Annotated in this window: 26 protein-coding genes; 11 read left to right on the plus strand and 15 right to left on the minus strand. The window is 52.8% G+C overall.

Features of this window, described 5'->3' with window-relative positions:
• The 13 genes from OZ428_RS04790 to OZ428_RS04850 form a co-directional block, all read right to left on the minus strand.
• A complete protein-coding gene (locus tag OZ428_RS04790) occupies positions 1–243 on the minus strand; it encodes a hypothetical protein (RefSeq protein WP_133074764.1) in 243 nt (80 codons plus the stop codon).
• Between the two features lie 9 nt (positions 244–252).
• The gene (locus OZ428_RS04795; RefSeq protein WP_133074763.1) at positions 253–756 is read right to left on the minus strand and encodes an integrating conjugative element protein; all 504 of its coding nucleotides are present in this window, start codon (positions 754–756) and stop codon (positions 253–255) included.
• On the minus strand, positions 753–1310 hold the full coding sequence (locus OZ428_RS04800; RefSeq protein ID WP_133074762.1) for a lytic transglycosylase domain-containing protein: 558 nt from the start codon (positions 1308–1310) through the stop codon (positions 753–755). Before OZ428_RS04800 ends, OZ428_RS04795 begins: the two co-directional genes overlap by 4 nt.
• Positions 1295–2083 carry a TIGR03759 family integrating conjugative element protein gene (locus OZ428_RS04805; RefSeq protein WP_133074761.1) on the minus strand — a complete coding sequence of 263 codons (789 nt, stop codon included), beginning with the start codon at positions 2081–2083 and terminating at the stop codon, positions 1295–1297. The genes OZ428_RS04800 and OZ428_RS04805 overlap by 16 nt, the downstream gene beginning before the upstream one ends.
• A 10-nt stretch (positions 2084–2093) precedes the next feature.
• Positions 2094–2804 (minus strand): methyl-accepting chemotaxis protein, encoded by a 711-nt coding sequence (locus OZ428_RS04810; protein WP_133074760.1) that lies wholly within the window; start codon positions 2802–2804, stop codon positions 2094–2096.
• Positions 2805–3886: 1082 nt separating this feature from the next.
• Positions 3887–7039: an efflux RND transporter permease subunit gene (locus OZ428_RS04815; protein ID WP_133074758.1), complete on the minus strand. Its 3153-nt coding sequence runs from the start codon at positions 7037–7039 to the stop codon at positions 3887–3889.
• On the minus strand, positions 7036–8520 hold the full coding sequence (locus OZ428_RS04820) for an efflux RND transporter periplasmic adaptor subunit (RefSeq protein ID WP_133074757.1): 1485 nt from the start codon (positions 8518–8520) through the stop codon (positions 7036–7038). Before OZ428_RS04820 ends, OZ428_RS04815 begins: the two co-directional genes overlap by 4 nt.
• Positions 8517–9776 carry a TolC family protein gene (locus OZ428_RS04825; RefSeq protein WP_269132825.1) on the minus strand — a complete coding sequence of 420 codons (1260 nt, stop codon included), beginning with the start codon at positions 9774–9776 and terminating at the stop codon, positions 8517–8519. Before OZ428_RS04825 ends, OZ428_RS04820 begins: the two co-directional genes overlap by 4 nt.
• Positions 9777–9875: 99 nt before the next feature.
• Positions 9876–10217 carry a hypothetical protein gene (locus tag OZ428_RS04830; protein WP_133074755.1) on the minus strand — a complete coding sequence of 114 codons (342 nt, stop codon included), beginning with the start codon at positions 10215–10217 and terminating at the stop codon, positions 9876–9878.
• Positions 10218–10291: 74 nt separating this feature from the next.
• A complete protein-coding gene (copD, locus tag OZ428_RS04835) occupies positions 10292–11230 on the minus strand; it encodes a copper homeostasis membrane protein CopD (RefSeq protein ID WP_133074754.1) in 939 nt (312 codons plus the stop codon).
• A gap of 3 nt (positions 11231–11233) precedes the next feature.
• Positions 11234–11617, minus strand: a complete 384-nt coding sequence (copC, locus tag OZ428_RS04840) for a copper homeostasis periplasmic binding protein CopC (protein WP_010565111.1) — start codon at positions 11615–11617, stop codon at positions 11234–11236.
• A gap of 359 nt (positions 11618–11976) precedes the next feature.
• Entirely contained in the window at positions 11977–13365 is a 1389-nt protein-coding gene (copS, locus tag OZ428_RS04845) for a copper resistance membrane spanning protein CopS (protein ID WP_133074753.1), read from the minus strand.
• A complete protein-coding gene (locus OZ428_RS04850; RefSeq protein ID WP_034116561.1) occupies positions 13362–14051 on the minus strand; it encodes a heavy metal response regulator transcription factor in 690 nt (229 codons plus the stop codon). The genes copS and OZ428_RS04850 overlap by 4 nt, the downstream gene beginning before the upstream one ends.
• A 206-nt stretch (positions 14052–14257) precedes the next feature.
• Between OZ428_RS04850 and OZ428_RS04855 the strand changes: the two genes are divergently transcribed.
• From OZ428_RS04855 to OZ428_RS04875, 5 genes are all read left to right on the plus strand, one after another.
• Positions 14258–14611, plus strand: a complete 354-nt coding sequence (locus OZ428_RS04855) for a co-regulatory protein PtrA N-terminal domain-containing protein (protein ID WP_133074752.1) — start codon at positions 14258–14260, stop codon at positions 14609–14611.
• 167 nt (positions 14612–14778) lie between these two features.
• Positions 14779–15315, plus strand: coding sequence for a cupredoxin domain-containing protein (locus OZ428_RS04860; RefSeq protein WP_010565107.1), 537 nt, complete (start codon positions 14779–14781; stop codon positions 15313–15315).
• A 93-nt stretch (positions 15316–15408) separates the two neighbouring features.
• Entirely contained in the window at positions 15409–15654 is a 246-nt protein-coding gene (locus tag OZ428_RS04865) for a DUF2933 domain-containing protein (protein WP_026140267.1), read from the plus strand.
• A 2-nt stretch (positions 15655–15656) separates the two neighbouring features.
• A complete protein-coding gene (locus OZ428_RS04870) occupies positions 15657–18014 on the plus strand; it encodes a heavy metal translocating P-type ATPase (RefSeq protein WP_133074751.1) in 2358 nt (785 codons plus the stop codon).
• A 111-nt stretch (positions 18015–18125) separates the two neighbouring features.
• Complete coding sequence (locus tag OZ428_RS04875) at positions 18126–18326, plus strand: heavy-metal-associated domain-containing protein (protein WP_017341643.1); 201 nt, start codon at positions 18126–18128, stop codon at positions 18324–18326.
• A gap of 30 nt (positions 18327–18356) precedes the next feature.
• Here OZ428_RS04875 and flgB read toward each other — a convergent pair whose 3' ends face one another.
• On the minus strand, positions 18357–18770 hold the full coding sequence (flgB, locus tag OZ428_RS04880) for a flagellar basal body rod protein FlgB (protein ID WP_133074750.1): 414 nt from the start codon (positions 18768–18770) through the stop codon (positions 18357–18359).
• A 385-nt stretch (positions 18771–19155) separates the two neighbouring features.
• On the opposite strand from flgB, the gene OZ428_RS04885 reads away from it, so the two are divergent.
• The 5 genes from OZ428_RS04885 to OZ428_RS04905 all read left to right on the plus strand — a co-directional run bounded on the left by OZ428_RS04885 (position 19156) and on the right by OZ428_RS04905 (position 23345).
• Positions 19156–19362, plus strand: coding sequence for a co-regulatory protein PtrA N-terminal domain-containing protein (locus OZ428_RS04885; protein WP_133074749.1), 207 nt, complete (start codon positions 19156–19158; stop codon positions 19360–19362).
• A gap of 178 nt (positions 19363–19540) precedes the next feature.
• A complete protein-coding gene (locus OZ428_RS04890) occupies positions 19541–21421 on the plus strand; it encodes a copper resistance system multicopper oxidase (protein ID WP_133074748.1) in 1881 nt (626 codons plus the stop codon).
• A gap of 12 nt (positions 21422–21433) precedes the next feature.
• Positions 21434–21679 carry a hypothetical protein gene (locus OZ428_RS04895; protein WP_133074747.1) on the plus strand — a complete coding sequence of 82 codons (246 nt, stop codon included), beginning with the start codon at positions 21434–21436 and terminating at the stop codon, positions 21677–21679.
• Positions 21651–22715, plus strand: coding sequence for a copper resistance protein B (locus OZ428_RS04900; protein ID WP_269132827.1), 1065 nt, complete (start codon positions 21651–21653; stop codon positions 22713–22715). The genes OZ428_RS04895 and OZ428_RS04900 overlap by 29 nt, the downstream gene beginning before the upstream one ends.
• Positions 22716–22877: 162 nt before the next feature.
• Positions 22878–23345, plus strand: coding sequence for a DUF411 domain-containing protein (locus tag OZ428_RS04905; RefSeq protein WP_133074746.1), 468 nt, complete (start codon positions 22878–22880; stop codon positions 23343–23345).
• Positions 23346–23663: 318 nt separating this feature from the next.
• On the opposite strand, the gene OZ428_RS04910 is transcribed toward OZ428_RS04905, so the two are convergent.
• On the minus strand, positions 23664–23819 hold the full coding sequence (locus OZ428_RS04910) for a DUF1289 domain-containing protein (protein WP_133074879.1): 156 nt from the start codon (positions 23817–23819) through the stop codon (positions 23664–23666).
• Between the two features lie 624 nt (positions 23820–24443).
• Between OZ428_RS04910 and OZ428_RS04915 the strand changes: the two genes are divergently transcribed.
• Positions 24444–25349, plus strand: coding sequence for a cation diffusion facilitator family transporter (locus tag OZ428_RS04915; RefSeq protein ID WP_133074745.1), 906 nt, complete (start codon positions 24444–24446; stop codon positions 25347–25349).
• Positions 25350–25503: the final 154 nt, after the last annotated feature.

Here is a 25503-nt window from a genome sequence, read left to right on the forward strand (position 1 = left end):
TTAAAGCTTATTGAGTTTTAAGGGGAACTGCTCTTCCAGCTCCTGTTTCACCAGTGCTAGCTCATGTTCCGGTATTCGGTCGGCTAGCTTCTCGCGCATAGCGATGGCGTCACCCTGTTCTGTGGACGTCACGCGGCCGCCATAAAGCCAAACCACGTAGGTCACTTGCTCCAAAATCAGCTGGCAAGTTCGCGGATCTTCCGGTTGTCTGATCACCACGGTGAGTGACTGAGGTGGCGGCATCCCTGTCTCCTACTGCTGAATGGCTGTTGCAGTAATGAGCAGTGGGTAGTGTTTGATTCCAACGCGCTGCGCCAGGTCGTTTGACGGCGCTGGAACCATCTGCAGGTCGCCTGCCCATCGTTGTACCTCTGCAAATCGCTCGGCACTGGCCACGTTCACTACCAGACCTACCGCTTGCAACTGCAGCAGTTGCTCACGGCGTTGAGTCAGCCAGGCTCTGGACATTTCATCGTCACCCACCAGGAAAAGAGGTTGTAGGCCTGGCGCGTTTATAACCCGGCCCTGCTCTTGGCCGGGGACAAGCTGGTCTGAGCGCACGGGAAAAGACCCATGGCCACGTACCCCCATAGTTTCGATTGGTGTGGATTGCGCGGTAAGTTCAGGTGCTAAGTCTTGGTAGTAGGGCAGGGCGGATACACCGCCCCGGTCTTCAACCACAATCAACGAGCTTGCGTTCACCACAATTGGGGTGGCCAAGCACAGCAAAAGCACGAAACTCAACAGTCCATTCATGGGTTGTTCGCCATCAGGTTGATGCCGGTGACCCGGCTAAGATGTTGGGCAAATGCGCGGCGGTAGCGGGCAGCAGGTTCGCCGCCGGCCGGGCGGTGGTATCGGCCAGCGGCCGTGATCCAATCTCCGCCTTTGGCTTTTTGCTCGGCCAGGATCTGAGCCGTAACCGAAAGGTTTTTGTAAGGATCCAGTCCTTCGCAGGGGTAGCTGTAACGATGGCCATTGGCACCGATATTGGTTTGCCCTAGACCGACGTCGACCCGATTGGGGCCAGCGGTCTGAATCGCAAGCATCAGTGCCCTGCATGCATCGCTACGGGTCGCAAAGCGGTAGCCGGCACCGGCGACATTTAACGTCCATGGCCAGGGCACGATCTGGCCACGCAGTCGCGTACCGCTCTCCTGCAGTGCGACTGAATAGAGCACCTCGGATGGAACTCCGGCAGGCAACGCAATCAATTGATAGGCCGGTGGCGGGACCTCTGCACTGTTAGCCATTGCAGCGCCAATTAGAAGAAAGCCAGCCAGCACTGCGCGTACTACTGACGCTGCCATTGCCCATTCACCTCGCGCACCACAGCTGGTAGCTCGCCGCCGAGTCCAAGGCCGAGCCAGCGGCCGGCGTCGTGATTCAGTGTGATCTGTCGGTTGCGCACGCTAGTTGGCTCGATGCCTGCCAGGATCGCCCAACGGCGAATGGTCTCGTCGTCACCTTGGCTACCCACGAAGTACAGATCAAAGGGTTGTTTCTGAGTCTGAAGGTCTTTCACTCGAGCAATGCAGGCGGTGCAGCTGTCTTGAACAAAAACGGCTAATCGCCCTGTACCTTTTAGAGCTGTGGTGGTGCCAGAGCCTGCGGGAGATGTCGGGCCTGATGATATTTGGATGACTTTTTCATTGGGATAGAGGCGAGCAAAGGCTTGGTCATAAGCTCTTTGGTAGGCAAGCTCCTTATCGATACGTTGTCGCTCGGCCTGCACCTGTAGTTCTGCGTACCGTCTGCGCTCTTCAGCCGATTTGGCTTCGATGCCAAGCGCGGTCAACGGATCCAGTCCTGGCGAATAGATCCCGCGCGGTCCCGCCATAACCGTTTGATAACGGGTCCACTCTTGGGGGGTTAACCCCCACTCGCGGGCGAGTTCTGTCTGACTGGCACCTTGGGAGGGATTCTGGATGCCGAGCTCGTTGATTTGAGTGTTTGTAGTTGACGCAGCGTGTTCCGGAGCAGCCTGGCAGCCATAGGCAAAGGCAAGGATAGCCAAGCCTGTAGTGAGCCGCGAGGCGCTCGTGGATCTCGGCTTTTCTGATATGGGCGTTGGGAAATACATAAAAGAGGTCCTATTGCGCGACGGTTACGGTTTGCGGTTTTCCAGCCACGTCAAAGCGTGCTGATCTGCCGTCCAGTGTGTTGAGGCGCCACTCAGTACCCGCCACTGCGTCACCAGGACGAATTAGGTAGATCTGGTTTAACTGTGTGCTGCCTGGCGGTGCTACGGACAAAAAGCGTTCACCGCCCCGGTACTCGATGCCTATAACGGTGAACGGGGGCGATTTCGGCGTAACGACGCTAGTGCTGGGCTTTTGAACGGGAGGTGGTTTGCGGACAACTGCTTTGGGCTTGGAGGGAGCTGCGGTAGGTTGCTTGATCTGGGATTGGCTTATTTCGTGAACACGGCTATCAAGCGTTTCGACGCTGGCCTTGAGCGCTACTAGCTCCCCTGTAGACGCGGCATTTTGTGAGATTTCCTTGGCTGTTTCGGTCGCTTGCTTAGCGTAGGCCTGCGCTGCATCAATACGGTTCGATAGCGCCTGCTGTCCGGAACGGAAATCCTCATTGGATACAAGGTGCTTTCCATCCACCATATCAAGCCGCTCGTCGACTTTGCCCAGTCGCGCAAGAAGCGCGTCGAGTGAGTCTTTGTCTGCGGTCGACGCAAGGCTAGTACTGAGATTGGATAGTTGGTGATGCTGATAACTCAGCATCCCGGCCATGATGACAAGGCAGATACTGAGTAGCACTGTGGTCCGGGTAGGGCGTGGTAAGTTCATGGGCGTCCTCGCGCGAAAACAAGGCCACCTTCTCAAACCGGTACATCGATCACATTAGGAAATAGGTTTCCCATAAATTTTGTTTTTCTGAGCATGCTTTCCAGGGGTTGCAAAGTTCCTATGAATAAGTAGTGAAAAATACTGTATGTTTTCCTAGGTATCAGTACGCAGCGTCTGCGTTCCATTCGATTACTCGTACAGGCTTAGCCCACACCTGCGGGCTTGTGGATGCAGCGGACTTTTCCCTTAAACTTGGGGCGGAATGGCAGGGCTGGGCTTATTGTCGTCAAGGTTCATCGCCGTGACCCTGAAGGTGAACCCTGCTTTACGATCCTTCAACACGGTATGGCTTTGAGGAGTATTTTGAGCCAGTTGCTCAAACGCTGCCTTCAGCGCACTCTGCCGTCTTCTGGCGTCGCCGCGTAAACCTGTAATTCGATGTGAGCCTGAAAGGGCAGTGGTTTGAGCATGATGATCTTCCGTTGTTCGTGGAGCTGGTGGTGGACGGGGTGACTTGTCGCCTTGGATGTGGGTACCAACAATGGCCAGCTGTCTGAATCCATACGATCCGCTTCGTTTCATCATTAGTGTTGAAACGTCCGTTCACGGGCTTAGTTTCTTCTTGCTCTGCCATTCGCGACCTATCCCCGAAAAACATCCATGATGCAAAATAATGATGGCCAGATAAAATCATATTGAGGTCATTTAACTCAATTTCAAGGGAGATTTGAGGACGATTAATGCTGAGTCGGCTTTTAGCAGGAGGCCTCTATTGGCTCATCGAACAGAGCGGTGACGTTGACCGCTATCCTGGTAGGCACCGCTGAGTAATAGCGCTGGCAACAACGTATGTAACGATATTAGCGAATTTATGCAAAAGACATAAACTCGCTAATATCAATACTTTTTTCCTGAAAACCACAAACATCAGAGTCCTCGCCGCTCTTTCTCGAGGCAGTTGGCGGTCAAACCCTAGCGCCAGGTAGGGAGACAGATATGGCTGAGTTTCCAGATGTCCAAAAAGCAGTTGATGCTTTAAAAAACTAGGCAGCAAATGCGACCTCGTTTTCTACATTTTCTATTTACGTATTAACTTCCTTATCAGGTTCAGCTAAGAGGCGCCGGCGTCGTATCAGGTAATAGGCTGCCGGAATGACAAACAGGGAAAGCAAGGGGGCCGTGACCATGCCGCCGACCATGGGTGCGGCGATACGGCTCATCACTTCGCTACCAGTACCGCTGCCCAACAAGATAGGTAAAAGGCCTGCAATGATTACGGCCACGGTCATGGCTTTGGGCCGCACGCGTTGCACAGCGCCTTCACGAATCGCCGCCACCAGCCCGCGCTCAGTGCTGTCGCCAAGGTCTTCACGCTCAGCCCAGGTGTTCTTCAGGTAGAGCAGCATGATTACGCCAAATTCGGCAGAAACGCCGGCCAAGGCGATAAAGCCAACCCCAGTGGCAACCGACAGGTTGAATCCCAACAGATAGAGAAACCATGCCCCGCCCGTGAGAGCGAATGGCAGCGTGGCCATAATCAGCAAAGCCTCATCAAGGCGTGCAAATGTCAGGTAGAGCAACACGAAGATGATCAACAGCGTGGCAGGCACCACCAGTTTGAGTCGTGCGTTGGCCCTTTCGAGAAACTCGAACTGACCTGAGTAGCTCAGGCTCATGCCGGGCTGCAACTTAACCTGCTCACTGACGACCCGGCGTAGATCGGCGACTACGGAGGCAATGTCCCGGCCACGCACGTCGATATACACCCAGCCTGAAGGTCGTGCGTTCTCACTCTTGAGCATCGGCGGACCATCGCTGACCTTGATCTTCGCCACAGTGCCAAGGGTGATCTGACTACCCAAAGGTGTGTAGATCGGCAACTGCTCCAGGGCACCGAGTGAGTCACGCCACTCGCGAGGGTAACGGACGTTGATCGGGAAACGAGCCAGCCCTTCAATCGTCTCCCCGACGTTTTCACCGCCTATTGCGCCGGCCACGATCGACTGCACATCGGCAATATTTAACCCATAGCGGGCCGCAGCGTTACGATCTATATCTACGTCAATATAGCGGCCACCGGTCAGTCGTTCGGCCAACACTGAACTGACACCTGGCACGTCCTTGGCCACACGTTCGACGGCTTGGGTTACGGCATCGATCTCCGTCAGGTTGGTAGCGGCAACTTTCACACCAATCGGGCTTTTGATACCGGTAGCCAGCATGTCGATGCGGTTACGAATCGGCGGTATCCAGATGTTGGTCAAGCCTGGGACACGCACCACTCGGTCCAGCTCCTCCACGAGCTTTTCCTGGGTCATGCCTGGCCGCCATTGCTCGTGCGGCTTGAATTGGATGGTGGTTTCGAACATTTCCAAAGGTGCGGGGTCAGTCGCGGTTTCAGCGCGGCCGGCTTTTCCGAATACGTGTTCTACCTCTGGAACTGTCTTTATCAGACGGTCAGTCTGTTGAAGCAGTTGCGCGGCCTTCTGAGCCGATAATCCCGGCAGAGCTGATGGCATATAGAGCAGGTCCCCCTCGTCCAGCGGGGGAAGAAACTCACCACCCAGACGAGAGATCGGCCACAACGCGCTGACAAAGACCAGCAACGCAACCAGCAGGGTTACTTTGGGTCGACGTAATACGGCGTCCAGAGCGGGCTCGTAGATCCGGATCAGCCAGCGATTTAGCGGATTCTGTTGCTCATTGGGAATTCGTCCACGAATCCAATACCCCATCAGCACCGGTACGAGAGTTACCGACAGTCCAGCCGCTGCGGCCATAGCGTAGGTTTTGGTGAACGCCAATGGACCGAATAGACGTCCTTCCTGAGCCTCCAGCGTGAACACCGGAATGAACGACAGGGTGATGATCAGCAGACAGAAGAACAATGCAGGTCCTACCTCGGCAGCCGCTTCGGTCATCACGTGCCAGTGATGCTCACCCTTGAGTTCTTCCCCTGGGTGGGCCATGTGCCAGGCCTCTACCTTCTTGTGGGCATTCTCGATCATCACCACTGCGGCGTCGACCATGGCGCCGATAGCGATGGCGATCCCGCCCAAGGACATGATGTTGGCATTGATGCCTTGGTAGCGCATGACGATGAAAGCAATCAACACCCCCACTGGCAGGGAGATAATTGCTACCAGGGATGAGCGCAGGTGCCAGAGAAAGATCCCGCAGACCAACGCGACGACGATGAACTCTTCGATCAGCTTGTGGCTGAGGTTTTCCACGGCACGATCAATCAACTTGCTGCGGTCGTAGGTGGTGACGATTTCTACCCCGGCCGGCAAACTGCTTTTCAGCTCGTCGAGTTTGGTTTTGACCGCCGCAATGGTTTCACGAGCATTCTTACCGCTGCGCAGAATCACCACGCCGCCGACAGTCTCACCTTCGCCATCCAGTTCGGTGATGCCTCGACGCATCTCAGGCCCCAACTGAATCGTGGCAACATCGCCCAGGGTGACCGGCACACCGCCCGTGCCCAGTTTGAGTGGGATAGCGCGAAAGTCATTGAGCGTCTTCAGGTAGCCGGAAGCTCGTACGATGAACTCTGTCTCCGCCATTTCCAGCACGGCCCCACCGGTTTCCTGATTGGCCTTGCCGATCGCCTCGGTCACCTCAGACTGCGTGATACCCAAGTTCGCCAACTTAAGCGGATCGAGTTGGACCTGGTACTGTTTGACCATGCCACCCACAGTGGCCACTTCCGCAACGTTCGGCAGTGTCTTGAGCTCGAACTTGAGAAACCAATCCTGTAGGGCTCGCAGTTGCGCCAGATCGTGCCCACCGCTGCGATCAACCAGCGCGTACTGAAAAATCCAGCCAACCCCTGTGGCATCAGGTCCTAAGGCGGGCTTGGCACTGGCCGGAAGGCGACTCTGTATCTGGCTCAAGTACTCCAACACCCGCGAGCGGGCCCAGTACAAGTCAGTTCCGTCTTCGAACAGCACGTAAACGAAGCTGTCGCCAAAGAAGGAATAACCGCGCACAGTCTTGGCCCCAGGCACTGAGAGCATGGTGGTTGCCAATGGATAGGTCACCTGGTTCTCGACGATCTGTGGGGCTTGGCCTGGATAAGGTGTACGGATAATTACCTGAACATCCGACAGGTCTGGCAATGCATCGATGGGCGTACTTTGAACCGCCCAGATACCCCATGCCGTTACGAACAGCGTCGCCAGCAACACAAGAAAGCGGTTGGCCACCGACCAGCGAATAAGGGCCGCAATCATGGCTGGCTCCCAGAGCGTTCCAGACGCTCAACGCGCAGACCATCATCCGTCTGGCTGACAGCAATCCGAACCTTGTCGCCCGTTTTAAGATCCTTCATCAGAGCTGGAGCGGCGAGAGGGAAAGTCATCGTCATGCCTGACATACCCAATGTTCTGAAGGGACCGTGGGCGAGCGTGACTTCTTTGTCGTTGATCTCAACGATCTGACCATCGGCCTCATGCAAAGCTCCGACGGTTACAGTAGATGGCGAAACGTCCAATGAGCTTGCGACAACGCCCTTGAGACTGGCCTCCGAGTCGAGCAGGAACTGGCCAGAGGTCACCACTTTCTGCCCCTCTTCCAAGCCTTTCAATATAGCCGTCTTGCCATCGTTATCCTGTCCTAACTGCACCTCCACCGGGCGATATCGACCAGCGTCTTCAGAGAGCATCACCAACGCACGTCGACCGGTACGAATGACAGCCTCGCTCGGCACCCACAAAACACTTTGCTCCGTCGAACGGTTGAGGCTTACCTGTGCGGTCAAACCTGGTCTGAGTCGACCATCCGGATTGGGTAACTCGACTCGAACGCGAAGTGTGCGACTGTCCGAACTGGTTTCCGGAAGAATCGCACTAACGACGCCCTTGAGCACAACTCCAGGGAACGCGGACAAACGCGCTTCAGCTGCTTGTCCTACGACGATTGACCCAGCTTCCGACTCTGGTACAGCCACGGCCAGCCAGACACTGCTCAAACCATTAACACGAGCCAGCGTCTCGCCTGCGGCCACCGTCATACCTTCACGCACACTCAGTTCTTGAAGCACACCACCAATAGGGGTGGTCAGAGTCAGGTTCGGCTGAACCTTGCTACTGCGCTCAACTTGAGCAATTAACGAAGTTGGCATTCCGGTAAGCCGCAATCGCTGACGGGCCGCTGTCAGCAAGCCAGCATCGCCAATACGCTTGAGGGCGAGAAATTCCTCCTGCGCAGCTGCCCACTCCGGCACCAAGATATCTGCCAAGGCGGCATTCGCCTTCAGCACATCACCAGGTGCATGGGCATACACGCGCTCGACAAAACCCGCCGTACGGGCCTGAATGACTGCAACGTCCCGTTCGTTGAAGGCCAGCACACCTACCACGTTCAGTGTCGAGGCAAATACGCCTCGACTGACGCTTGCCAGTCGCACACCAAGGTTCTGAGTCAGGCTTGGATCAATTCGAATGGCAGCGCTGTCCCCCTTGGTATCTGCGTATTGAGGGATCATCTGCATGTCCATGAAGGGTGACTTACCCGGTTTATCGAATTTCTGTTGTGGGTACATTGGGTCATACCAATACAGAACTTTTCGATCGGCAGAGGCTTTGGGTTCCTGATCCGGCACGACACCAGCTACTCCGCTCATTCGCGGTTGAGCTAACCAGTAACCACCGGCAACACCCAAGGCAATCGAGATGCCGACGACCAAAGTCCCTTTCCAGACTTTAAAAATCATTGAGCGGACTCCCCGTAGGAGAAATACAGGCGAGCGCTGGTAAGAGCACGTTGCTCTTCAACGTCAATCTGCTTGAGACGGGCTTCGATGAGTTCGCGTCGGGCGGCCACAACAGAGTTCAAATCACCCTTGCCGGAGCGGTAGCTGGCCATGGTGAGTTCGACCTTTTCTTTAGCCAGCGGCAACAAGCTTTCCTGATTACGGTTGACTGCACGATTGAGGCGCTCGTAGTCGGCCAGTTCATCCTCTAGTTGCTGGGTATGCTCGCGTGACAGGGCTTCGCGCTCAGCCTCAAGCTGGTTTAGTTCGGCGTGCTTGGCCGCAATCTTGGGGTTTTGCCGAGAGTCAGGAAACAGCGGGAGATCCCATGAAAATTGCACGCTAACCATGTCACCGAATTGTTGGCCTCGATGCTGATAGTCGAATTCCCAGCTCCAGTCAGATTGCTTTTCCGCCTCAGCTTCACGGATCTTGGCTTGTGCTTCTCGGGTCATCGGCACAAAAGCCGCTAGTTCGGGGTGATGTTGCAGCTTATGGGAGTAACCAGAGGTTTCGATGGGCCAATCAGGCAAGCTGCCCACCGGTTTGTCATTGGCGGCAGGGCCAATCCAGCGCTTGAGGGCAGCCCGGGCCTGTGCACGTTGGCGAACTAAATCATCCTGCTGCTCGGCCAGTTGAGCAGCTTCCTGTTTAGGTGTCACCGCATCGGCGGGTTGAGCGCGGCCACCCGCAATCTGTGAAAGGACGGTATCGCTTAGAAGACGGTTCTCTTTATAGAAGTCCTGGAACAACGCATCTTTACGCTCAACCGAGTAGCTATTGATCCAGGCCAATGCCGTGGACAGGCGCACGTTCAGACGCGTCACTCGACGCTCAGCGGAAGCTCGATCAACAGCCGCATCCGCGGCCTCGATACGTGCTTTGCGCTTGTCGCTGTTGGGCATCTCCTGCCTGATCCCGACTACTTGCATGGTCATGAAGTCCTGGTCGATGCTCCATCTGTCGGGACCACCAATGGGGTAGTTCTGCGCGCCCAGCAGTAGCTTGGGATCGGGTAGTTCGCCGGCGGGAATGGCCGCGCTGGTGGCTGCTTGAATTTTGGCGTCCTGTGCGGTCAACGACGGTGCATTGTTTTCGGCCAGCCGCAAAGCTTCATCGAGTGTCAATGCGCCAGCGAGGCTCGGCAATGCCAGTACGCTGCTTACCGCCAGGCCGGCCACGAGGGACCAACCTGTGCAATAGCACTTGGAGTTCATGTTCACGATTCCTGTGATGATCCACCGCGCGCTTCATAAGACATGCGCGCAGATATGCCATCCCGCTAACGCGGAATGAGGCTCAGTGTGGTACAGGAATCAAGTACGGGGCGGTCGCCATACCCCTGAAGGGGTTTGTACGAGAGGGAAATGGCTGGAGAAGGGCAGAACGAGAGGACTGGACAAGGTGATAGGAGGCTTGATGATCGAGACTTGCAGCATACCGCCAGTTTTGCATTCCTGACCCGGCTTACAAGGTTTGCCATGCTCGGTGGGACTTTTCATGTCGTGGCAGCAATCTTGCCCCATACCATCCATCATCGCCATGCCCATGGTTTTCATCGGGCATGGTTCAGTCGATGTCTGAACACCCGCCATCCCACTGAGGGGAAGCGCCAAGCTAATCAGGAAAATCAGGCAAAACCGCAGATAACGTTTCATGGGCTGAAGTGTAGACGGTGCAAATGGCCCTTACAATTCACCCTTAAGACTCCTTTGTTGGCTGTCACCAACCGTTATGCCGCGCTCATTTCCATTTCCGGACTTAAAGTGCCTAACCATGCGACAAGACAAATTATGATGACTGCCATTGAAAACTCGAGCGTCATGCTGCGACGCAAAGCATTGACCGCGACAGAGTATTCACCATTGCGAACAGAACGTTCCAAGAGCGGGCTTAGGTGAAAACGGTTGAGCGTCGCTAATACGATCATCCCAGCAAATAGCAGGACCTTCAAAAATAGCAACTCGCCATAAGTGCTGAGCATCACCTCATCGAGATTTGGCCCAACGATAAATAGGTAGTTCGCCACTCCCGTAATGCTGATGATCACTACAATCACCGCGCCGGCCGATTCAAACCCTGTCAGTACCCGAGCAAGAATTCGTGCTTCTCGCTCACCTTTCAGTGAATTCAAACGCAGCAGCAGGGCAAATGCCGCTAGCGCACCCAACCAACCGCCTGCGGCCAAAAGATGGAAGATGTCGCTAATAAAGTGCCAGTAGCGACGGCTTCCCTCGTCCATTGCTCCGTGTCCCGTCCATGCCAGCGTCGCTAGCGCAATCGCGCCACAGACAGTGACAATCCAAAGACTCAGTGTTGGAAAGCGCTTGTTCAGGGAAACGCCAATAATTGCCGTCACCAACGCCCCTATTCGGACCATCCAGGTCAAACCGACGTCAGTCCCCATGAGAACCATTTGAAAAATATGGTGATGTAGCTCCATGAAGCCCGATACGCCACTCATTGCTTTCGCGAGCAACAGCATGGCTGCAAGGGACAGAGCTACACCTACAACAGATGTACCGTAAAGAAGCGACTCAAAATTCAAAACCGCTCCCGATACTCTTTCTTTACCCCTCAGGCTATAAAGACCGAAAATTGCCAGTCCAAATAAGAGCATAAGGTCGAAATAAAGAGCAAAGCGAACAGCGATATTTATTGAGTCGCTCATGAATCATTTCACTTTGAAGGAAAAGTTACCGGTAATCGGGTGAGTGTCCGAGGAGACGGCACGCCATTCGACTTTATAAGTACCCGTGGTCAGTGGCGATGCGGGCGTGATAACCATCGTCTTCGGATCACTGCCACCTGCAACGCCGGCTTTTACGCCCATAGGGGAGTTCGGCATGCCAGGCATATCGGTCATGATCAGTTTGGCACCAGAGAACTGAGTCGTTAGATTCTCAGAAAAGTGCAGTTCAATTTTAGAAGGAGCCGCCGCATCCGACCCTTCAGCGGGAGTAGAAGAAACCAGCTTTGGATGCGCTTGAGCAACTGCACTCAGAAGCAAACCCGCAGTCAGCGCAACAGCTACGGTGGTAGTTTTAAGGAATGACATGCAAGACTCCTCACAGCAAGAGCTGTTGATTCTAGGTTTTTTAGGGAATATCTAGTTTTAACTTTTTGACGGTTGTTAAAGCCACTGGCGAATACCTAGCAGATTCCGTGTCCTAGGGCGGGCTGGACAGGAAGAAATCACAAGAACTCTAACGTCACAGTGCGAGTACACGATGCCACATGAACGCAAACTATTCGATTACATTTCAGTCAGCTTGAGGCGAGACTTTGGACACTGATAAGCGCGTATACAGGTCCGAATACGTGACTCCCTTTGCGACGCGCCAAGAGGTTTCCGTCATCCACGAACGTTCCCTTTGAGCTAACCACATGCTGCTAGATATATATGAGCAACGGGCCTTACGCCTTTTTTTCATCCGCGCAAGGGAGTTCAATATGAAAGGCTGTTTTTCCGCTTGATGACGTACACCAAATCTTGCCGTCATGCGCTTCTATAATTGATCGAGTGATCGACAAACCTAACCCTGCATTACTTGGGCTCCCTTCTCTACGAGCCGGGTCCACGCGATAAAAACGATCGAACAACTTTTCAAGATGCTCAGGCGCGATTGGCTCTCCAGGGTTCTCCACGGAGACCGATATTGAAGTTCCCTTCTGCCGGATATCGACACTAATACACTCCCCTTCGGGGGTGTACCTGAGTGCATTTGAGAGCAGATTAGAGATGGCCCTGTCGAGCATAAGGACGTCACCTCGGACGCTCCCCCTCCCTGTGACTTTGAGGTCGATCCCTCGCTCATCAGCAAGCAAGCGGTAGTATTCGAGTAATTTCTCTACTACCGCTACCAGGTCTATCGGTTTGTTTTCATGTGTAATCAGACCGTTGTCTGATTTCGCCAGAAAAAGCATGTCATCAATCATCCGGCCCATACGTTTCAAATCATCAAGATTTGAGTACAGATTGTCTTCGTAGTCCTCAATATTCCTTTTTCTAGATAAAACCACTTCAGTGTGAGTCATCAAATTACTGACCGGCGTTCGTAATTCGTGAGCAATGTCCGCAGAGAAGTTCGATAAACGAACAAACGCATCGTCCAATCTGGATAACATTGCGTTGAACGACAACACCATCTGCTGGAGCTCTTTAGGAACGGGACCTAACGGAATACGCTCTTTGAGTGATTTAGCTGACATTGAAGCCGCGACCTGAGTGACTAGGCGGATAGGCCGTAGGCCACTACTCGCGACCATCCAGCCCAGCGCCGCACTAACCAGCGCGCTTATCACCAGCCCTATCCAAAACCATCGCTCAAGCGTCTCGAAGAAGGCCATATGTTGAGTAACGTCAAAGATCAACATAACGGTCAATGGTTTGTCTTGTCCCGTCACAATGGCTTGTGCCGTCACCCCGCGGAACATCTGCTCTTGCTCTCGCCACTCCCAGACGTTGTTGTTTGAGGTCGTTCGAAAGTCCTCAGGAACGTTGATCGGACCTGGATCAGCAAACAGGAGCTTGCCGTCCCCATCGATGATAATGGCTGTCAAATCACGGTGAGCACCAAGCAGCGCTTCCAGCTCAGGTTTAACATCACTGAACTGTTCAATACTGTTCAACCCAGTCAAAATTCTTTGCGTTGAGTGGAGCTTTTCGTTCAGCGCCTGCTGATCCAGCATCTTGAAGTGATGCCGGCTGAGGTTGTTAAAACTGAGTCCGGCGACGGTGAGCACAGCTGTTACAGCAAGCATGAACATCAGGCTCATGCGGGTAGTCAGTGACATTCGCTTCATTCCGACCCCGAGTCCGGTGCGTCCAACATGTAACCCATCCCCCGAGAGGTGTGGATCAGCTTGACCTCAAAATCATCATCAATCTTAGCTCTGAGCCTCCTGACCGCGACCTCGATGACGTTGGTATCGCTGTCGAAGTTCATATCCCAAACTTGGGAAGCAATAAGTGACTTGGGGAGAACCTCGCCTCGACGACGGAGCAGCAATTCGAGTAACGCAAACTCTTTGGCTGTCAGATCTATGCGCTTGCCTCCTCGAATAACCCTGCGCTTGAGTAGATCCACCTCCAGATCTGCCAATTTCATATAGGTTTGTGAGGGCGCACTAGTGCCGCGACGCAACAAAGTTCGAACGCGTGCCAGCAGCTCTGAAAAGGCAAAGGGTTTAATCAGGTAATCGTCGGCCCCCAGTTCAAGCCCTTTTACTCGGTCCTCAACGCGGTCTCGCGCCGTGAGGAAGAGCACCGGAACATCTTTCCCGGATGCGCGCACTTTCTGAAGTACTTCCCAGCCATCCAGCCCAGGCATCATCACATCAAGAATCAGCAGGTCATACGCCTCGCTCAAAGCGTGCTGAAGCGCGTCTTGGCCATTGGTAAAGCGATCAACATTGAACCCCGCCTCAGTGAGTCCTTGCTGCAAATAGATACCTATTTTTGGTTCGTCTTCCGCAACCAGAAGTCTCATGGGGGTGGCTCTCAAATAATTGTGAGGCTGAGTCTGCAACGAAATGCTTCTGCCAACCAGCAACTGACAGAAAAGTAATATTGGCTTCAGGTAGTTGTCAGCGAGCGGTGTCTAGGGTTCAAACATGAGTACTTCCTGGTGCTCGACCGACTCTTCAGCATGAAACCTAGGGGGAGCCGGAAAATAAATCCATAAGGAGCTGTCCCATGAATCGCCTAAAAGTCCTTTTCTTTGTGAGCGCCATACTCGTCTCGGCTTCTGCGTTGGCTGAAGGTGGCGCAGACCGGATCGCGGAGCGTATGGAGAGCCTGCGCGACAAAGCAGAAGCAACCTTGGTACAAGCTGAAAAAGCCCCTGAAGGACAGCGCCATGTACACATGGCCGAGCATATGAAAATGCTGGGCGAAATCATGAGCCAGCTCCATCAAGATCACCCAAGCGTATCAATGTCACCTCAGCAGCACCTCGCTTGGATGGAAAAACACGATGCTATGATTGATGACGTTTTGAGCCAAATGCAGCGCGAGCACAAACTGATGCTTTCTGAAAACCATCAGTGACCAACCAGGTCTCATTGGTTTTTTTGAATCGGTCCTCTAAACACGGCGTCATTCGGGCGCCGCGTTTTCTTTTGAAAACTTACAGAAATGTAGTGTTCAGGTCAGTTAAGTGGCAGCTCCGCCCCTTTAGCATAGCCAGTGATTCGCTCTTAACCCACGAGGTCACCATGAAAAATAAGCTTATTACCCCAGTTATTGCGGCAATCACCCTACTCTTCGGTGCTACAGCGATGGCCAGCGCAGGTCATGGGAAAGAGGATATTGGCCAGCCTGGAGTCGCCTCTGAGGTTACTCGCACGGTTGATGTGGAGATGGGTGATATTTTCTTCAAAACTAAAAACATCGACGTAAAGCCCGGTGAAACAGTTCGCTTTGTACTTCACAACAAAGGGGCGCTGCTGCACGAGTTCAATATCGGTCAGGCCGCTGCTCATGCGGCGCACCAAAAAGAAATGGCGAGCATGTTTCAGAATGGAACGCTTACACCCATCGGTGCTGGGAAGATGACGGGCAACATGGGCCACAGCATGGGAGGGATGAAGATGGTCGGAATGGAACATAACGACCCGAACAGCGTGCTGGTCGAGCCAGGAGCAACCAAGGAGTTGATCTGGACCTTCAACAACAGCGCCGGACTTCAATTTGCCTGCAACGTGCCAGGTCATTACCAGTCGGGGATGGTCGGTCAATTTGACTTGAAGTAAGCCTGAGCTGACAGCTAAAACCGCGTCGACGCGAGAGTTGACTACGCTCTGAGGCAGAGATCAGAGCAACTCGCTCACACTGGGGTCTAGATCATGAATAACCATCAGCATCCGTTTGGAAGCACCACCCCTCCATTTTGGAGGCGCAAAACAGGCGTTGTACTGATCATGCTCATCGCGATCGGTGCCTTCTACGTGGTGCGGGAACATTTCAGCCACGTTTATCCGTATTTGCCCTATCTCATCCTGTTGATCTGTCCATTGATGCATTTTTTTGGGCATGGACATGGCGGACATGATCATGGCGATCAGGCAGCAACCAACAAGGACGAAAAATAGCTATGCCCACTACACCGAGCCATCACGATCACGGTCCCGTCCACGCTGCCTCGCCCCCTGACGGTGATCTACGTGACCCGGTGTGCGGTATGACGGTTACGCCTCCAAGTAAATTTGGCGAGTCTTATCAGGGACAGATGTATCAATTTTGCAGCCAGAAATGCCAAGAGAAATTTCGGGCAGATCCAGACCACTACAGTGGTAATCATCCCAGCACTGAACCCAGCATCTCCGCTACAGAGCCTGTGCTACAAGTAGCCACTGAATTTACCTGTCCTATGCACCCGGAAATAAGACAGCCAGGGCCCGGCAATTGCCCTAAATGTGGCATGACATTAGAACCGGTCATGCCCGCACTAGATGACGATGACAAAACCGAGCTCCGGGATTTCGCTCGCCGCTTTTGGTGGTCGCTGCCTTTAACCGTGGTAGTGACCCTTCTAGCCATGGCGGGTCATTCATTACAATTCTTCCACGGCTCGGTTCAAAACTGGATCGAGTTCGCTCTGGCGACGCCGGTCACCTTATGGGCAGGTTGGCCCTTTTTTGTAAGGGCCATAGCATCTGTTAGAAATCGCAGTCCAAACATGTGGACTCTGATTGGGCTGGGGACTGCCGCAGCCTATCTTTACAGCGTCGCGGCAACCCTATTTCCCCAAAGTTTTCCCACCACCTTCATGCAAGATGGACGCATCGGCGTTTACTTCGAAGCCGCTGCGGTCATCATCTCGCTCACCTTGCTTGGGCAGATTCTTGAGCTCAAAGCACGGTCACAAACCTCCGCCGCCATTAAGTCCCTTCTAGGCCTATCTCCCAAAACTGCACGCAAGATCAACGCCGATGGTCAGGAGGAAGACATTCCTCTTACCCATGTTCACTTGGGCGACCATTTGCGGGTCAGACCTGGTGAAAAGGTGCCAGTTGATGGCTCTGTGCTCGAGGGAGAAAGTGCGGTGGATGAGTCCATGCTCACTGGTGAACCTGTGCCGGTAATGAAAAGACCAGGGGATAGTTTGATCGGCGCCACGCTTAATACTCACGGGAGCTTGGTGATGGAGGCGCAAAAGGTCGGCGCCGACACCATGCTATCGCAGATAGTGCAAATGGTTGCTCTAGCCCAACGCTCCAAAGCGCCAATGCAAAGAATGGCCGACTCGATCGCCGGCTACTTTGTGATGGGGGTTATCGCGATTGCGTTGCTGACATTCTTAGGCTGGGGACTATTCGGCCCGGAACCCAGCTGGGTCTTCGGCCTGATCAACGCTGTCGCCGTACTTATCATCGCTTGCCCCTGTGCACTTGGTCTCGCAACGCCCATGTCGATCATGGTTTCGACGGGTAAAGCGGCCAGTATGGGTGTGCTGTTCAGGGACGCCAGTGCTATTGAAAACCTTTGCAAGATCGACACGCTGATTGTCGATAAAACGGGGACCCTGACAGAGGGACGGCCGGTATTTCACAGTGTGGAGGCCACACCAGATTTCAACCCACACGATGTTCTTCAACTGGCCGCTAGCCTTGATCAAGGCAGCGAACATCCTTTGGCGCACGCCATCGTCGATCACGCCCGAACTGAAAATATCGCGCTCACCAAGCCTGAATCGTTTGAGTCCGGGTCTGGGATTGGAGTCAGTGGCCTTGTTGATGGCAAGAAAGTACAGCTGGGCAACACAGCGCTGATGGACGCTGCCGGTGTAAGCACCAAGGTCTTAAAGTACCGTGCAGAGTTGTTGCGCCTTGAAGGCATCAGCATAATCTATCTAGCAGTTGACGGGGTTCTGGCAGGATTACTGGCGGTCTCAGATCCGATAAAACCGACCTCCAAAGAAGCAGTCACCAAGCTTAAAGCTGATAATGTAAAAATCATCATGGCCACCGGAGACGGGCTCACCACCGCACGTGCTGTCGCCAAGGAGATGGGTATTGAAGAGGTTCATGGAGAAGTCAAACCTCAGGACAAAGAGCGCCTGGTGGCGGACCTCCAGCGATACGGTCGAAAGGTTGCCATGGCCGGCGACGGTATCAACGACGCACCGGCCTTGGCGCGTGCAGATGTGGGCATTGCCATGGGTACAGGGACTGATGTCGCGATGAATAGCGCTCAGCTCACGCTGGTAAAAGGCGACCTGATGGGGATTTTACGGGCACGGGCACTTTCGGTTGCGACAGTAAAAAACATGCGGCAAAACTTGGGTTTCGCCTTCCTTTACAACTCAATGGGTATTCCCTTGGCCGCAGGCCTACTCTATCCGCTGACGGGGCACCTTCTGTCGCCAATGATCGCTGCGTTAGCCATGAGCGTCAGTTCTGCGTCAGTAGTTTTCAATGCTTTGAGACTGAGGAATACCCATATAGCTTGAGCGCAACCGTTGCTCGCACCCCACAAAACATAACTCTTGACCTTACCGCGGTGTCAACGTTGATGCTGTAATCGCGGTGAAAAGAGACCGCTCAGCACAAGAGGAATAACCATGTTCGTCTTAAACGTATCAGGCATTGGTTGCGGTAGCTGCGTCAGCAAAATCACTAAAGCGATTCAGTCGTTGGACAGCGAGGCTAAAGTTTCCGTGGATCGCGCGGCAGGTAAGGTAAAAGTTGAAAGTAGCGAAAACCCAGAGCAAGTTCGTAAAGCTGTCGAATCACTCGGTTTCCCATCGCAAATCAGCGCTTAAGGCGCTGATTTCATTGTTGGGTAAATTTTACTAATCACCTCGCAGAGCTTTAAGCAGCCCCTTAAATGCTCCGTTCAATCTATTAAAAGCGCTTTCAAAATGAATTTCGTTATCAGTAAACTTTGCCACTTCAAGCTGTGCATCCACAGTATTTTGATCAAGTGACGGTTGGTAAGGCGTGCTGTAAAACAAACCATCACCTTGACCATCACTTGCTAATTCGTTTGCGGCAATATGTTTTAGGTTTGTTGTTTTCAAAGAGAACGGAGAATCCAAGCCTCGTTTTGTCTGGCTGGCGAGCACAGCAGAAAACTCCAAATCTCTAGCCTTAAAGTTAGGAGTATCAGCGTTAGCGATATTATTGCTAAGTACCTCAGTTCTTTGGCTGCGATAAACTAACGCTCTTTCTGCGGAGCCCAGCGCTTTTTCAAAATTAATGCTCACAAGCGGCCACCTTCCGTCACGCTACTATTTCCCATTTTTACCTATATCAAACACTTATGTGTTGAATGTGGTGCGTCTGAGTCGGCTTATAACTCCGGTGCAAATTCAAAAAACGTCAAGCCCTGTGAAAGTGACCGAAAGCACAGAACACCGAACGGCTAAATTTTAGGAGCTTGATTTCAGCGAATTCCGACAATGGATAGACCATACGGATTAAGTACATCGCAGCTCAAGAGAAATATCGGAACCTGACACAACTGTAATATTGGCCTAAGCTGCCTGACAGGGAATCAGTCTTATAGTCCTATTGAGCCTTAAGCTCTTCCCTAAGCATCAACAACTTTGTTGTGGATTCAGGGGCTACCATCTATCAGAGGAAACCCAAATGAACCCTATCAAAACCTTGTTCGTCATCGCTGCTCTGACCGTATCTTCTTTTGCTATGGCTGAGGGCGGAGGTGACCGCACTTTCGAACGTATGGAAGCGGCCAGGAGTAACTCGATGGAATCGTACCAAGTAGCCCAAACGAAAAATTCCCAGCCTCCTATCGCGGAAAGCAAAGCCAGGGCGATGGACCACAAAAATTGCTAAATATTTGAGCTACGCTCACAAGCTGACAGAAATGTAATCACTGTGGTGGTTTAAATGTGGCAATTTCTGAGCTCGCTTACCGTTTGAGTTCGTCTTTTGTAACGGTGAGAGAGTCTCATCCAGACAATTCATTTGTTGTTTCGCGCGGCTTCCCTTTTGACTGATTGGACATAACGGCATGCACTCCAAAACCTCTAGGCGGACATTCGTGAAAGGCTTGGCCGCTGGTGGCATTCTCGGCGGCCTTGGCCTTTGGCGCACTCCTGTATGGGCGGTGACAAGTCCTGGTATGCCGAGCGTACTCTCCGGTAACGAATTTGATCTGTTTATTGGTGAAAGCCCTGTAAACATCACAGGCTCGCCTCGCACAGCTATGACCATCAACGGATCATTGCCCGGACCGTTGCTGCGTTGGCGTGAGGGGGAGACCGTCACTCTGCGTGTAAAAAACCGTCTAGACCAAGACACATCAATCCATTGGCACGGGATCATCTTACCCGCCAACATGGACGGTGTGCCTGGCTTGAGCTTCCATGGCATCGCACCCGATGGCATGTACGAATATAAATTCAAGCTTCATCAGAACGGAACCTACTGGTATCACAGCCACTCGGGTTTGCAGGAGCAGGCAGGCGTTTACGGTCCAATCGTCATCGATTCGAAAGAACCTGAACCGTTTCAATACGATCGCGACTACGTGGTGATGTTGACTGACTGGACCGACGAAGATCCCAGTCGCGTTATGGCGAAGCTCAAGAAACAATCGGGCTATTACAACCATCACAAGCGCACCGTCGGAGACTTCATAGACGATGTCAGCAGCAAAGGTTGGTCTTCGACGGTAGCAGATCGAAAGATGTGGGCTGAGATGAACATGAGTCCTACTGACCTCGGCGATGTCAGCGCGGATACCTATACCTATCTCATGAATGGCCAGGCACCCAACGGTAACTGGACTGGTATTTTCAAACCGGGCGAGAAACTCCGTCTGCGCTTTATCAACGGCTCGGCCATGAGCTATTTCGACGTCCGCATTCCTGGGTTGAAGATGACCGTGGTTGCCGCAGACGGTCAACATGTCAAGCCGGTGAGCGTCGACGAGTTTCGTATTGCGGTAGCTGAAACATATGACGTTATTGTGGAGACTGCTACTGATGAGGCTTACACCATCTTCGCTCAGTCTATGGATCGCACAGGTTACGCTAGCGGAACACTTGCAGTGCGTGAAGGCCTTAAGGCACTGATACCTGCAATTGACCCACGTCCTATAGTAACTATGGATGACATGGGGATGGGTGGTATGTCTGGTATGGACCATGGCAGCTCGGGTGGAATGGGCGGCGGCGACATGGCCGGCATGGATCACAGCAAGATGGCAGGGATGAACCAAGGTGACATGACCGGGATGACCGGCATGGACAGCGGTGACATGACTAACATGGCTGGCATGGACCACAGCAAGATGGCAGGAATGGGCAGTGGCGATATGTCAGGGATGGCTGGCATGGGCGGTATGGGCGGTATGGGTGGAGAAATGCAGACTCATCCAGCCTCTGAAACCAACAATCCCTTGGTTGACATGCAAGCCATGAGTCCAACGCCAAAGCTGAACGATCCTGGCATAGGCTTGCGGAACAATGGTCGTCGAGTGCTCACTTACTCCGACTTGAAAAGCACTTTCCAAGATCCTGACGGCCGCGAGCCAAATCGCACCATCGAGCTTCACCTGACCGGTCACATGGAGAAGTTTTCGTGGTCGTTCAACGGCATCAAATTCTCTGACGCCGAACCGCTGCGCCTGAAGTATGGCGAGCGTCTGCGCATCACCTTGGTGAACGACACCATGATGACCCACCCCATCCACCTTCACGGCATGTGGAGTGACCTCGAGGATGAGAACGGCAAGTTCATGGTGCGCAAGCACACGATTGATATGCCACCAGGTACCAAACGCAGCTATCGAGTCACCGCTGATGCCTTAGGCCGCTGGGCATATCACTGCCACCTGCTTTTCCATATGGAAATGGGCATGTTCCGTGAAGTACGGGTTGATGAGTAAAGGAGACGATCTGTGAGCACATACCTAAATCGTAATTCCCTCGTGGGTTGCCTCTTTGCCGCTGTCCTGCTGAGTGGACTCTCGTCCACGGTGCTGGCAGAGGAAAATGGCAGCGATCATTCAACCACTGTTCCTGCTACAGCAGCGGACAAGCCAGCAGCGGCAAACGATTCGAAGCTAGATCACGGGTCAATGGACCATAGCAAGATGAGCCATGAGTCGATGGATCATGACCAAAAAACCAAAAAGGCAGATTGAGATCATGACCAGTAAGTTTTTACGCCCAACGTTGATGGCACTTGCAGTCTCCACCGGTCCAGCATTCTTTTTTATGGCTCAAGCCGCTGAAGAGATGGATCCGTCGATGGCGATGCCATCAAGTGCGGACGCAAAGCCTTCAACTGCACAAAAATCCAAACCAGCCAAAGCGATAGATGCCGCGATGGATCACTCCAAGATGGACCACGGCTCAATGGGAGCCATGGACCATAGCAAGATGGGGGCGATGGATCACAGCAAGATGAGCATGGATAACGGGCAAATGGACGGTATGCAAAGCATGGATGGAGGGGCGACTACCACAAGCCGAACCCCGATCCCCGTACTTACCGACGCTGACCGGGCCGCCGCTTTTCCAGACGTACCAGGCCATGGTGTGCACGATAAAAAAATTAACTCGTTCATCCTCCTGGATAAATTTGAGTACCAAGACGCTGACAACGGCAGTGCGCTGGCTTGGGATGCAAAAGGGTGGATCGGCGGTGACGTCGACCGCCTCTGGTTGCGTTCGGAAGGTGAACGTACAAATGGCGTAACCGAAAACGCTGAACTTCAGGCTCTGTGGGGACACGCCATCGGTCCATGGTGGGATGTCGTCACCGGCATTCGACAAGATTTCAAACCCGGGTCACCTCAAACCTGGGGAGCGCTCGGTATTCAGGGCATGGCCCTCTATAACTTTGAAGCTGAAGCGACTGCTTATATTGGTGAGAACGGTCAAACCGCTGCTCGATTTGAAGGCGATTACGACATCCTGTTGACCAATCGCCTGATCTTGCAGCCGACCGCCGAAGTAAACTTGTACGGGAAAAATGATCCTCAGCGCGGCATAGGATCTGGATTGGCCAACACCGAACTAGGCCTGCGGTTGCGCTACGAAATTACTCGTCAATTCGCACCCTACATTGGTGTTAGCTGGAATCGCTCATACGGTAAAACGGCTGACCTGGCCAGCGATGAAGGGGAAAAAACAGACGAGGCCCGATTTGTAGCTGGTATTCGGATGTGGTTCTGAGCGATTTGAGCACTAGCCCTACGGATTCAAATGATCGGGGAGTTGGCTCCCCGACTCTAAAGTAGATCCTTCAATGTAACCTTTGCAGCGGCATAAACGCTTGAGTGGGGTTCTATTGCTTCATGGAACATCTCGCCGTCTCCGAGGGACAAGGAAATATTCATGACAGGTAGCTTCCGACTTTCAAGTCGATTTCTGCGTATCGCAACATTCGCCGCGCTGTTCATTGGCTCAACGGCTCAAGCGGCGCAGGCCCTCACCATCAATGTGCATCGTGATGCAAACTGCGGATGTTGCAAAAAATGGATTCAGCATCTTGAGGCCAATGGCTTCACCGTCATCGATCATGAAGAAACCAACATGAGTGCTCTCAAACAAGATCTGGGTGTCGCTCCACGACTCTCGTCTTGTCACACCGCGATGATCAACGGGAAGTTTGTTGAAGGCCACGTGCCAGCTGAGCAAATAATTGCGATGAGTAAACGCGACGACCTTCTCGGGATCGCTGCTCCTGGCATGCCACCTGGTTCTCCAGGAATGGAAGTCGACGGAGTGCATGAGACCTACCAGATAATCGGCCTGACCAAAGCTGGCACAGATCAGGTCATTGCTGAGTACCCTCAAAACTAATCCCACCCCATCCCTCCCTCACAGCATGGTCAGCGTTCATGACCATGCAGCGGGACATGCTCCTTCGATTTCATTCTCAAGCCATGGCTAAAGACGATCAACAGCCGTCGTAAAGGCATGCTTGTGCCTAATCAGATAACCCCGAACCGCAGTCCTCAATAACAATTTGAGATGACGCCATCCTCCTCATGCTGACAAGCGCTGCGCAGCTGATCGCGATAGTGTTAAGTTCGGAGATAGCGTTCCCCCCTCAGCTTGCCTTCCCGAATCAGGACATCTGTCTCAGCTGAAATAGTAGAAAACGTAAATGACGATGGCTTAAGAGTTCTTTTTTTGAAGACTCTTCAGACGCAGGGCCGCGCGTTGTACAGCGGCCATTTTTTCTGGACGCTTCATTCGTTTCCATTTTCTGATGTCTTCCCTGGTGCGACCGCAGCTAACGCACAGTTCGCTGTTCAGCTGGCAAACAGAAATACAGGGACGGGTTGGGTGTGGTTACTTCAATTACCATGCCGTGCCAGGAAACTTAAAGTGATTGAGTGGCTTCAGGAAAGCCATATGCCGATATTGGCGTCAAGCTCTGGGGCAGCGCAGCCAGCGAAATCGGCTGCAATGGTATCGCTTTGGGTTGTTGGCCAACCATTATATGCCAGACCCAAAGAATGCACATCCTTACCCTGAGGATCGCTTCGCGTCACGTACAAAAGGCATGAGCCGTATGCGGTAGTTCCGCACGTACGGATCTGAGCGGGGGGCGGCAGGTAACTGCCGTCCCTACGGCGACCTAGCCACTCACTCATATCGATACGATGGCCGCGTAATTACAATCCCGACAGAATCCGGCCTAGACCTTTTGATTTCGTCTGAGTCACCTTATGATCAAAATCAGTACCAATCTACCACTTGAAACGTAGCCACCGTTTAGCATGGCGCTAAAAACTCAGCATTCGTAAAGTCGTTATTTTATCCTATATCTGACCAAAATATGATTTTTTCTAAAAGTCGGCGAACAAGATACTTAATTAAGCTATATTTAGGAAACACGTAGCTCCATAGCAGGGCAAGTGTGCGTCCTTTACGTTACGGAAGGAGAAGTATGTGGCATCTAATCACTCTCATGGCGCTGCAGCGCTAAGTGAAGGTCACCAGAAAAAGCTAGTCATGGCACTGGTCTTGACAGGCAGCTTCATGATTGCTGAAGTGATCGGAGCATTGGTTACTGGCAGCTTAGCATTGCTGTCCGACGCGTCGCATATGCTTACAGATACTGCCGCCCTGATGATTTCGTTGATTGCGCTTCAAATAGCCAAGCGGCCAGCAGATCAGAAACGAACTTTTGGCTATGCTCGCCTGGAAATTTTAGCATCCACATTCAACGCCCTATTGCTCTTCATGGTGGCTATTTACATCTTGTACGAAGCTTATCAACGCTTCCTAATACCGTCTGAGATCTCAACCGGCGCGATGATGTGGATCGCTATTGGGGGCCTTGTTGTAAATCTGATATCGATGCGCTTGCTCTCCTCAGCCAGTAATGAAAGTCTGAATGTCAAGGGAGCCTATCTCGAAGTTTGGAGCGACATGCTTGGGTCGTTGGGCGTGATAGTTGCCGCACTTGTAATCCGGTTTACGGGTTGGAGTTGGATCGATACGGTCGTCGCCGTAGCGATCGGAGTATGGGTGCTGCCGCGCACTTGGCAGCTAATGCGCGAGAGTTTGGGAATCCTTATGGAAGGGGTTCCTGGCGGCCTCAACATTAAGGAGATCGAGTCGACGATTCTACGTGTCGATGGTGTCACAGACGTTCATGATCTACATGTTTGGGCTGTAAGTAGCGGTCGGAACGTACTGACGTCGCACGTTGTAGTTCGCGACTTAGTAGATCGAGATGCTGCGCTAGCAGATGTAATCAATGCGGTAAGTCATGCGTTCGACATTCACCATTGCACAATTCAAATGGAGAGTACGGACTTCCATAAGGACACTCCAATTCCTTCACACTAGCTAACCTAGAAAACTTAAGCCGTAGGGTTAATATTGAAGGCGTCAGCACCAAAAATTTAGATTAATTTTGGTTTATTACTTAGCATCGAGAGACAGGCCAAGTAAAGATTATTTTATTGTCACGTTACGTTAGTAACAATACCACCAGCTAAAT

The sequence above is a fragment of the Pseudomonas sp. GXZC genome (assembly GCF_026967615.1).
In the GTDB taxonomy this organism is placed as follows: Bacteria; Pseudomonadota; Gammaproteobacteria; order Pseudomonadales; family Pseudomonadaceae; genus Aquipseudomonas; species Aquipseudomonas azotoformans_A.